Source organism: Arthrobacter sp. Br18 (genome assembly GCF_000520555.1).
Taxonomy (GTDB): domain Bacteria; phylum Actinomycetota; class Actinomycetes; order Actinomycetales; family Micrococcaceae; genus Arthrobacter_D.
On sequence record NZ_KI914889.1, the window covers coordinates 1 to 9,793 of the forward strand.

10 protein-coding genes are annotated in these 9,793 nt (G+C 67.7%); 2 read left to right on the plus strand and 8 right to left on the minus strand.

Annotation, left to right across the window (positions count from 1 at the left end; genetic code table 11):
* From Y704_RS23595 to Y704_RS21775, 4 genes are all read right to left on the minus strand, one after another.
* The coding region (locus Y704_RS23595) for a translation initiation factor IF-2 N-terminal domain-containing protein (protein WP_173401148.1) at positions 1 to 870 on the minus strand (870 nt) is incomplete at its 3' end.
* 152 nt (positions 871 to 1,022) lie between these two features.
* On the minus strand, positions 1,023 to 1,397 hold the full coding sequence (locus tag Y704_RS23600; RefSeq protein ID WP_081747697.1) for a YlxR family protein: 375 nt from the start codon (positions 1,395 to 1,397) through the stop codon (positions 1,023 to 1,025).
* 50 nt (positions 1,398 to 1,447) lie between these two features.
* On the minus strand, positions 1,448 to 2,428 hold the full coding sequence (nusA, locus tag Y704_RS0115110) for a transcription termination factor NusA (protein ID WP_026550739.1): 981 nt from the start codon (positions 2,426 to 2,428) through the stop codon (positions 1,448 to 1,450).
* Positions 2,429 to 2,438: 10 nt separating this feature from the next.
* Positions 2,439 to 3,098, minus strand: coding sequence for a ribosome maturation factor RimP (locus Y704_RS21775; protein ID WP_253904364.1), 660 nt, complete (start codon positions 3,096 to 3,098; stop codon positions 2,439 to 2,441).
* Positions 3,099 to 3,270: 172 nt separating this feature from the next.
* On the opposite strand from Y704_RS21775, the gene Y704_RS0115120 reads away from it, so the two are divergent.
* Positions 3,271 to 3,993, plus strand: a complete 723-nt coding sequence (locus Y704_RS0115120) for a VIT1/CCC1 transporter family protein (protein ID WP_026550740.1) — start codon at positions 3,271 to 3,273, stop codon at positions 3,991 to 3,993.
* Between the two features lie 95 nt (positions 3,994 to 4,088).
* Positions 4,089 to 5,012: an aminoglycoside phosphotransferase family protein gene (locus tag Y704_RS0115125; RefSeq protein ID WP_253904365.1), complete on the plus strand. Its 924-nt coding sequence runs from the start codon at positions 4,089 to 4,091 to the stop codon at positions 5,010 to 5,012.
* Between the two features lie 167 nt (positions 5,013 to 5,179).
* On the opposite strand, the gene Y704_RS0115135 is transcribed toward Y704_RS0115125, so the two are convergent.
* The 4 genes from Y704_RS0115135 to Y704_RS0115150 form a co-directional block, all read right to left on the minus strand.
* Entirely contained in the window at positions 5,180 to 6,979 is a 1,800-nt protein-coding gene (locus tag Y704_RS0115135) for a proline--tRNA ligase (protein WP_026550742.1), read from the minus strand.
* A gap of 165 nt (positions 6,980 to 7,144) precedes the next feature.
* Complete coding sequence (locus tag Y704_RS0115140; protein ID WP_026550743.1) at positions 7,145 to 8,059, minus strand: GNAT family N-acetyltransferase; 915 nt, start codon at positions 8,057 to 8,059, stop codon at positions 7,145 to 7,147.
* Positions 8,013 to 9,179 (minus strand): flavodoxin-dependent (E)-4-hydroxy-3-methylbut-2-enyl-diphosphate synthase, encoded by a 1,167-nt coding sequence (gene ispG, locus Y704_RS0115145; RefSeq protein ID WP_026550744.1) that lies wholly within the window; start codon positions 9,177 to 9,179, stop codon positions 8,013 to 8,015. The genes Y704_RS0115140 and ispG overlap by 47 nt, the downstream gene beginning before the upstream one ends.
* A 128-nt stretch (positions 9,180 to 9,307) precedes the next feature.
* Entirely contained in the window at positions 9,308 to 9,598 is a 291-nt protein-coding gene (locus tag Y704_RS0115150; protein ID WP_026550745.1) for a YciI family protein, read from the minus strand.
* Between the last annotated feature and the right edge of the window lie 195 nt (positions 9,599 to 9,793).

Sequence of the window (9,793 nt, forward strand, 5' to 3'; positions counted from 1 at the left end):
GGGCGCACCCGGACGTGGACCGCCGGCACCGGCCGCGGGACGGGGTCCGCCCGCACCGGCCGCAGGGCGGGGTCCGCCCGCACCCGCTGCGGGGCGCCCGCGCTCATCGTCACGGCGGCCCGGCCGTGGCATGCCCTGCGAGGGCGCGAACGGATTGTTACCGGGACGCGGTCCGCCGGCGCGGTCATTGGACCGCTCCGAAGGACGATCGTTGTCGCCGCGGCGCGATCCCATACCCTGTGACGGAGCGAACGGATTGTTCCCCGGACGGGGGGCACCACCCGGACGTGCGCTGCCGGGGCGGCTGGATGACGCGGCAGGCGCTGCCGGAGGGGTTGCGGGCCGAGGTGCCGGCCGTGCGCCCGGCTTGATTCCGGCCGCACCATTGCCCGCCGGGGATTCCGCCGGAGCTGAATCGGAGGGCGCGGGGCTCGAGAACGGAGTTTCCTGGCCGGCCGGGGCAGGAACAGTGCCCGAGGGTGCCGGAGCGGGTGCTTCGGCCTGTGGAGCGGCTTTCGGGACTGTTGCCGACGGCGCGGCGGGTACCGGAGCGTCGGGCGCCGATGGCGCCTGCCCGGATCCGGGAGCCGCTGGTGACTGCTGGGGGATTGCAGGCCGGGGCCCTGCGGGTGTCGGGGATGACGGCGCCGGAGGCACCGCCGCCTCGGCGGGGGCTTGCGGCGCAGCGGGGGCTGCTGCGGCAGGCTTGGTGACGCCGGGGAAAGCGCCGCGAAGTTTCTTCACGACGGGAGCCTCGATCGTCGACGAGGCGGAACGGACGAATTCGCCCAATTCCTGCAGTTTTGCCACTGCATCTTTCGAGGTAATACCGAGCTCTTTTGCGAGCTCGTGTACGCGGACCTTGGCCACATTACTCCTGTCTCGGTCCGCACCGAGTCAGGCACGAACCGTCTATTTCCTACTGCAGAACCGGATTGCCATGGCATCCGGAAGTTTGATTGCAGAGCTCAACGAAAGAGTCATCGTTGGGCACTCATCGCTGGGTACTCATCGGGTTTCCATCAGTTTTCTGACCCGCTCTCAGGGAAGGACGGTGGATTGCTGCGGCCCGATCGGGGAGCCGCAGGATGTGTGTGGAACCGGAGGACCAAAGTTTCGATCTCCACGGCGCCACGGAAAGCGCGATTGAACGCTTTCCGCTTGATTGCCGATTCCATGCACGCCGGTTCGGGGTGCAGCCAAGCGCCCCGACCGGAAAGCCGGCGGTGTTCATCGAACACGACGGACAGCTTTCCGTCGATGTCCTGGGTCACCACCCGCACCAGATGTGACTGGTCCGCCCGCTTCCGGCATCCAACACAGGTCCGGACAGGATGTGCATCCGCTGTTGAACCTGTGGATCTGCCAGAGTGTGTCACCGACTCAGTCCATATCATTCTACCGCGTCTCCGCCGGTGGTGCTGACCCGCGGTCAGCGGTGGCCGCGTCAGGCCTTTGCCGACTGGGCTGCATCGGACACGATATCGATCCGCCAGCCCGTGAGCTTGGCAGCGAGACGGGCATTCTGGCCCTCCTTGCCGATGGCCAGTGACAGCTGATAGTCCGGCACCACCACCCGCGCCGACCTCGTTGCCTCGTCGGTGATGGAGACCGAATTCACTCGCGACGGCGAGAGCGAACTGGCGATGAAGGTGGCGGCGTCGTCGCTGTAGTCGACGATGTCGATCTTCTCGTCATTCAGTTCGTTCATGACCGCGCGCACACGTGAGCCCATCTCGCCGATGCAGGCGCCCTTCGCGTTGACGCCCGAAACGTTGGCCTTCACGGCGATCTTGGTGCGGTGGCCTGCCTCGCGCGCCATGGCCACGATTTCCACCGTCCTGTCGGCGATCTCGGGAACCTCGAGTTCGAACAGCTTCCGTACCAGGCCCGGGTGGGAGCGTGACAGGGTGATCGACGGCCCCTTCATTCCCCGGTGGACGTCGACCACGAAGGCACGCAGCCGCGATCCGTGAAGGTACTTCTCGCCGGGCACCTGCTCGGACGGCGGCAGCACCGCCTCCACCGATCCCAGATGGACCTGGATCATGTGGGGATTCGTTCCCTGCTGGATCATTCCGGCGACCAGTTCGCCTTCCTTGCCGCGGAACTCCCCCAGGATGTTGTCGTCCTCGGCATCGCGCAGGCGCTGCAGGATGATCTGCCGCGCAGTGCTTGCCGCGATGCGGCCGAACCCTCCGGGAGTGTCGTCGAACTCGCCCACGGCCTCGCCGTCGTCGTCGACCTCCGTGGCCCAGATGGTGACGTGGCCGTTCCTGCGGTCGAGTTCGGCCCGCGCTGTGTCCTGCGCGCCGGGTGTGCGGTGGTAGGCCACGAGCAGCGCCTGCTCGATGGTGGGGACCAGCAGGTCCAGCGGAATTTCCCGTTCCCGTTCCAAAAGCCTCAACGCACTCATATCAATGTCCATATAGGCCTCCTTATGCGGGGTGCCGGGCGCCGGATTTCTCCGGGTTTCCCGCACCGTCTTCGTGGTGTTCGTCGTGTGAATGCGCAAATTCGACCTGCACGGTCCCGTTGCGGATCGCGGTGAACTCGAGGGTCGTGGGCTCGCCCTGCTTGGGCTTCATGCCCTTCTTGACCGGCAACTGCGGCAACAGCCGGATGCCGGCGCCGCTGACTTCCTGGAGGCGGCCGAGAACCTCCTCCCCCTGCAGGGGCTTGACCAGAACCATACGCCCGACGTTGCGGCGCCAGTGACGAGGTTCGGTGAGGGGCCGGGAGACTCCCGGAGAGGAAATCTCGAGGCTGTAGGGGCGTCCGTCGTCGTCGGGGTCGTCGTCCATCGTCTGCGACAGATCGAGCGAGACGTCGGAGATCACATCGAGTCCGACACTGCCCTGCCGGTCCTCGGGAAGATCCACGACCACGTGCACCGTGCGGTGCGAGCCGGCGGTCTTGATGTCGATTTCCTCGAGATAGAGGTGGTGCTGCTCCACCACGGGCTGAAGCCGTGCCCGAAGCCTTTGCGTCTCCGCCTGGAGTTCAGCGTCGAGCGCCGCCTTGCGGGGCGTCGCCCGATTTCCATTGCCGGGCTGAACCGCCATGGCTGCCTCCCACTCGATGATGTTGTCAATCAAGAGTACCGACTTTCGCCCCGCCCGGTGGTATTACCCCGGGAACCTCGCACGGCCGTGACATCATCGGTTGTTGTGAGGACCAGCCAGCCAGCGCACCGGTACTGCACCTCCCGCCGCGCCGGCAGGTGGGTGGCAGGAACGCCTGCCCGAGCTCCACGTCCCAGGAGGCTCCATGAGTTCCGGTGAGGCCTTTCACGACGACGAACCGCACAGCGGCGGCTTCGCCCAGCGGCTCAACTGGCTCCGCGCGGCCGTACTCGGCGCCAATGACGGCATCGTGTCGGTGGCCGCGATCGTCGTGGGCGTGGCCGGCGTGACCACGCTGCAGGGTCCGATCCTCACGGCCGGTATTGTCGCGCTGGTGGGCGGAGCGGTGTCGATGGCACTCGGCGAGTACGTGTCGGTGAGCAGCCAGAGTGACAGCCAGCGGGCACTCATCGAGAAGGAGCGGCAGGAGCTGCTCGACGAGCCGGAGGAGGAACTGCAGGAGCTCGCCGGCCTGTACGAGGCGAAGGGCCTGAGCTCCGAGACGGCGATGACTGTCGCGCTGGAACTCACCCGCAACGACGCCCTGGGAGCCCACCTCGACGCCGAGCTGGGAATCACGGAGAACGACGTCGTCAGCCCATGGCAGGCAGCGTTCGCCTCCGCCGCGGCTTTCACCGTCGGCGGTATCCTTCCGCTCCTTGCCATCCTGCTGCCGCCGCCCGGGGCGCGCGTGCCGGTCACCTTCGTCGCGGTGCTCCTGGCGCTCGCCCTGACCGGCAGTGTAGGGGCCCGTGTGGGAGGCAGCCCGAAGCGCCGCGCGGCGGCCCGCGTCGTCGTCGGCGGTTTCGTCGCGCTCCTCGCGACCTTCCTCATCGGCAACCTACTCGGTGCCACGGGCGTGGTGTAGACATCGATTCCTCCCGCCTCGAACTCCCGTCCGCCCTGCTCCGCTCGGCGCGGCAGCTTCCCGGCGGACGCCAATGGCTGGAGGACTGGAGCACCATCCTCGGGCAGCACCTTGCCCGGTGGGACCTCACGCTCGACCTCCCACCCGGCGGGCAGCCGTGGGCGGGGCAGTGCGGCGTCGTCGTTCCGGTCCTTGAGCGCACGGGACGCGAGGCGGTCCTGAAAATCACGGTGCCGCACGAGGAGGCGCTGCCGGAGCCCGACGCGCTCGAACTGTGGGAAGGGCAGGGCGCGGTGCGGCTGCTCCGGGCGGACAGGTCCGCCTACGTCCTGCTGCTGGAGAGGCTCGACGGCGACACCTCACTCGCCGCGCTGCCGCTGGAGGAGACCACGGGCGTGTGGGGCGCGCTGGTCCGCCGGCTGTCCCTCGTCCCTGACGAGCGCGCTTCCTGGGCCGCAGTGCCGCTGCTCGCAACGGAGGCCGAGACGTGGACCGACACCCTGCCCGCCGACTGGGAACTACTCGGCAGGCCCTTCCCGCGGTGGCTGCTGGAGCACGCCCTGATCACCTGCCAGCAGCGCGGCATCGTGGGCAGGCGAACCGACGCGGACGTGCTGGTCCACTCCGACCTCCATTACCGCAACATCCTCCGTGCGGCCGCTCCGCACTCACACAAGCCGCACGAGCAGGACGGCGGATGGAAGGCGATCGACCCGAAACCCGTCCGCGGCGACGCTGAATACGGTGTGGCGCCCATGCTGTGGAACAGGATCTCCGAGCTGGATGCGGCCGACCCGGAGGCACACCTGCGGTCCCGATGCAGGGCACTGGCAGACGCCGCCGGGCTTGATCCGCTCCTTGCGCGTGACTGGAGCGTGGTCCGCGAAGTGCGTAACGCGCTGCACTACCTGGGCGGGGACGATCAGGATCAGGCCGAACGGTCCCTCTGGGTGGCGAGCTCACTGCTGGAACGCACCCTGCCCGGCCTGCCGCCCGCGGCCGGACTGGCGTGCCTCTGACCGACTGCCGGGACATTCCTGCTGCGGGGCGGGCTCGAAGACCGACGCCGGCAGTTGCAGCTAGCTGCCGCCTTCCACCGCCTTGGCCCGGCCCGCGGCGCATCCCGCGATGACCACGAGGACGATGGTGGGGAACTGGGTCTCCTCGGGACCCGACACCACTGCCGTCAGCCGCGAACGAGCGCGCGGATGAACTCCGCAGCCTCTGCGACGGCAACGTTCTGCGCCGCCCCGGTGCGGCGGTCCTTGACCTCCAGCACACCCTCGGCGAGGCCGCGTCCGACGACGACGATCGTGGGAACGCCGATGAGTTCGGCATCGCCGAACTTCACGCCGGGAGAAACCTTGGGGCGATCGTCGTACATCACCTCGAGGCCGGCCTCCTCCAGGTGCCCGACCAGCGTCTCAGCCGCCTCGAACACCTCGGCCCCCTTGCCGGTGGCCACTACGTGGACATCGGCGGGAGCAACGTTGCGGGGCCAGATGATGCCCTTCTCGTCGCGGTTCGACTCCGCGAGGGCTGCAACGGCACGGGTGACTCCCACGCCGTACGAGCCCATGGTCACCGTCGCGAGCTTGCCGTTCCGGTCGAGCACCTTCAGCCCCAGCGCCTCGGCGTACTTCCGGCCCAGCTGGAAGATGTGGCCCATCTCGATCCCGCGTGCCGCGATGAGCGGCCCTGATCCGTCGGGTGCCTCGTCCCCCTCGCGCACCTCCACGGCCTCGATGACGCCGTCCCAGCCGAAATCTCGGCCTGCGATCAGCCCGAAGACGTGGGCTCCGGCGAGGTTGGCGCCGGTGATCCAGCTGGTTCCGGGAACCACGCGGGGGTCCACGAGGTAGCGGATGCCGGTGGCTCCATCAGAGCCGAGGACCGGGGCCGTGAGGGAGATGCCCGGACCGATGTACCCCTTGACCAGGCCGGGGTGCTTCCGAAGGTCGTCCTCGGTGGCCGCCTCGACGGCGACCTCTCCCCCCACGTCAAGGTGTCCGGCGATATTGGCCTCGATCCTCTTGAGGTCCACGGTGCGGTCACCCGGCAGGCCGATGACCACCAGTTCCCGCCCTCCCGTCGGCTTCACTGCCGCGAGCACCACGTTCTTGAGAGTGTCGGCGGCCGTCCACGGCCGATCCGGGCGCGGCGCGTCCGTGTTGGCGCGCTCCACGAGGGTGTCGATGGTGGGAGTATTCGGCGTGTCCCTCACCTCGGCGCCCGGGGCTCCGGAGTAGTCGATCGCTGCGGGAACCACCGTCGTGACGGCCTCCACGTTCGCCGTGTACCCGCCCTCCGACCGGACGAACGTATCCTCGCCGATCTCCGTGGGATGCAGGAACTCCTCGCTCCTGGACCCGCCCATGGCGCCGGCCGTGGCCGCGACGGGAATGACGTCGAGGCCGAGGCGCTCGAAGATGCGCAGATACGCCTGGCGGTGGAGCTGGTAGCTCGTGTCGAGGCCGTCGTCGTCGATGTCGAAGGAGTAGGAGTCCTTCATGATGAACTCGCGTCCGCGCAGCAGCCCCGCCCGCGGTCGTGCTTCGTCCCGGTACTTGTTCTGGATCTGGAACAGGGTCACCGGAAGGTCCTTGTACGAGTTGTACAGGTCCTTGACCAAGAGCGTGAACATCTCTTCGTGCGTGGGAGCCAGGAGATAATCGGCGCCCTTGCGGTCCGTGAGCCGGAACAGGCCGTCGCCGTACTCGGTCCAGCGGTTGGTGGCTTCGTAGGGTTCCTTGGGAAGCAGCGCCGGGAAGTGGACTTCCTGCGCCCCGATGGCGGCCATCTCCTCGCGGATGATCGTTTCCACCTTCGCGAGGACGCGGAGCCCGAGCGGGAGCCAGCTGTAGATCCCCGGCGCGGCCCGGCGGATGTAGCCGGCACGCACGAGCAACCGGTGGCTTGCCACCTCCGCGTCGGCGGGATCTTCGCGCAGGGTGCGCAGGAACAGGGTGGAGAGTCGTAAGACCACGCGGGGCATCCGTTTCGTTCGAACCGTCCGGCCCGGCAGGGGCAGGAAACAACATCTACCAATCTATCGGTTCGGATGTGGCGCCGCTGACGCACGGTGGGATCGCCCCGGGCCCGTGGGTTCGGCGGCGGTGGAACGGGCGTCACCGGCGTGCAGCCGCGACACCTAGAAGAGAACAGTGGAGAACGACCCGACCTGGGTGAAGCCGACGCGGCGATAGGAAGCGAGGGCCCTGGCGTTGTAGGAGTTCACGTACAGGCTCACCGTCGGGGCGAGGGAGCGAGCGGCCGCCACGACGCCGGCCATGTAGCCCGCGCTCAGGCCCTGTCCGCGGCGGTCCGGGTTCATCCAGACGCCCTGCACCTGGACGGCCTGTGAGGACACCGTGCCGAGTTCGGCCTTGAAGATCACCGAGCCGTCGTCGTCGAACGCCGCCAGCGAGTGCTTGCGGCTGATGAGCGAGGCGACCCGGCGCCGGTAGTGTTCGGACCCTCCGATGTAGGGCGAATAGCCGACTTCCTCCTCGAACATGGCGGCGCAGGCCGGCAGGAGGGCATCCAGCTCGTCCGGCCTGGTGAAGCGGAGGTCCTCCGCCGGCGGGAGGAGGGCGTCGGTGTCGATGGTCAGGAGCGGCTGGTGGGGCCGGATGTCGAACGGTTCGGCACTGTAGTCCCCGAAGGTGGACCAGATGCCCATCACGCCGCCCGCGGGCCCGAAGATCGAGGAGAATGTTCGCCCCGCACGCCCGAGGTGGCTCCCGAAGGGGGGCGCCGTCTCGTCGGTCAGGCCGACGGGCACCAGGTTCACCCCCGCCCAGCACGCGGCCACCAGTTCGCCGTTGACGCTGTCGCCCCGGAACATCCCGATGATCTCTCCGCCGGAGAAGGACGCCGTGGCACTGCCCACGGTTTCAAGGTGTGCCGCGACGAAGACATTCGCCACGGCATCCCGGTTGACAAGTGTCCACAGCGTTGCCGTATCGTCCCGGCCGAGCACGCGGAAGGACCACGGGCCCGGGGGGTCCGCGGGAGCTTTAGCTAACGGTAACCATGGGGCCACCCTGGCCAGCAGTTTCGCCATCAGCTTCCCCCATCTCCTCGGCAAGCCTCATGGCCTCTTCAATGAGTGTCTCGACAATCTGGTCCTCGGGGACGGTCTTGATGACCTCGCCGCGGACGAAGATCTGTCCTTTGCCGTTGCCGGACGCGACGCCGAGGTCGGCCTCCCTCGCTTCCCCCGGACCGTTCACCACGCAGCCCATCACCGCGACGCGCAGCGGAACCTCCATGCCTTCCAGGCCCGCGGTCACCTCTTCGGCGAGGGTGTACACATCGACCTGGGCGCGGCCGCAGGAGGGGCAGGACACGATCTCGAGCTTGCGCGGGCGCAGGTTCAGCGACTGCAGAATCTGGTTTCCCACCTTGATCTCCTCGACCGGCGGGGCCGAGAGTGAAACCCGGATGGTGTCGCCGATTCCCTTCGAGAGGAGGGCGCCGAAGGCCGTCGCCGACTTGATGGTGCCCTGGAAGGCCGGCCCGGCCTCGGTGACGCCGAGGTGGAGGGGCCAGTCGCCCTGCTCGGCGAGCAGCTCGTAGGCCCGCACCATGATCACGGGGTCGTTGTGCTTGACCGAGATCTTGAAATCATGGAAATCGTGCTCCTCGAAAAGCGACGCTTCCCAGACGGCCGATTCCACCAGAGCCTCGGGGGTGGCCTTGCCGTACTTCTCCATAAGACGCGGATCGAGCGAGCCTGCGTTGACGCCGATCCGGATCGAGGTTCCGGCGGCCTTGGCCGCCGCGGCGATCTGCTTGACCTGGTCATCGAACTTGCGGATGTTTCCCGGGTTGACCCGGACCGCGGCGCAGCCGGCGTCGATCGCGGCAAAGACGTACTTGGGCTGGAAGTGGATATCGGCGATCACCGGTATCTGCGACTTCTTCGCGATGATCGGCAGCGCCGCGGCGTCGTCGGCCGAGGGGCACGCCACCCGCACGATATCGCAGCCGGTGGCCGTCAGTTCGGCGATCTGCTGCAGCGTCGCGTTGATGTCGGTGGTGGGGGTGGTCGTCATCGACTGGATGCTGACAGGAAAATCAGACCCTACTCCCACCGAGCCGACCTTGATCTGGCGGGTCTTGCGCCGTGGTGCAAGCACGGGCGGCGGTGCTGCAGGCATTCCTAGGTTGACCGGAGTCAAAGCGTCCTCCATGGTGGCGGCCCTTGCCGCACGTCAGTTTCTTCACTCTTTTTCATTATCCACCTGTCAGGACGTTCCCTGCCCGGAATCGCGACCGGGCCGGCTGTCCTCCGGTCGGAGTAGACCGGTTACACGAGGTGGACGAACGCTCCCATGACGGGCTTCCATTCGGTGGTCTTGACCGCCGAGATGACTCCGGCCCGGGCGAAGGGGTCCTGGCTGACCAGGGAGTGGAGGTCGTTTTCGGTGTCCGCAGTGAAGATCAGGAGCGCTCCCGTTCCGTCGGCGAACGGCCCGGAGGTCAGGACCCTGCCCTGCTCGACCAGTGTGCCGAGCCACTCGCGGTGCGCGGGGCGGTGCTCATCCCGCACGGCGTTCTGGTCGGGGCTGTACACGTATTCAACTGCGAAAACACTCATGGGGTCAGCCTACGTGATCAGCGCAGGTAAGTTGTTGCGACGATGGCCGTGCCTGCTCCCCACAGCATGGAGGTCAGCGTGCCGATGATGAACCGTTCCGCGGCCGCGGGAGTCTCCTTCAGTTCGGCGTAGCGGCCCAAACCCTTGACGGCCACCACGTAGGCGATGGCCACCGGCTCGTCGGCCAGGACGGCG

Coding starts and splice junctions, on each gene's coding strand:
- Y704_RS23600 (WP_081747697.1), bottom strand. CDS start 1,397: ATGATATGGACTGAGTCGGTGACACACTCTGGCAGATCCACAGGTTCA.
- Y704_RS0115150 (WP_026550745.1), bottom strand. CDS start 9,598: ATGAGTGTTTTCGCAGTTGAATACGTGTACAGCCCCGACCAGAACGCC.
- nusA (WP_026550739.1), bottom strand. CDS start 2,428: ATGGACATTGATATGAGTGCGTTGAGGCTTTTGGAACGGGAACGGGAA.
- Y704_RS0115140 (WP_026550743.1), bottom strand. CDS start 8,059: ATGGCGAAACTGCTGGCCAGGGTGGCCCCATGGTTACCGTTAGCTAAA.
- Y704_RS0115120 (WP_026550740.1), top strand. CDS start 3,271: ATGAGTTCCGGTGAGGCCTTTCACGACGACGAACCGCACAGCGGCGGC.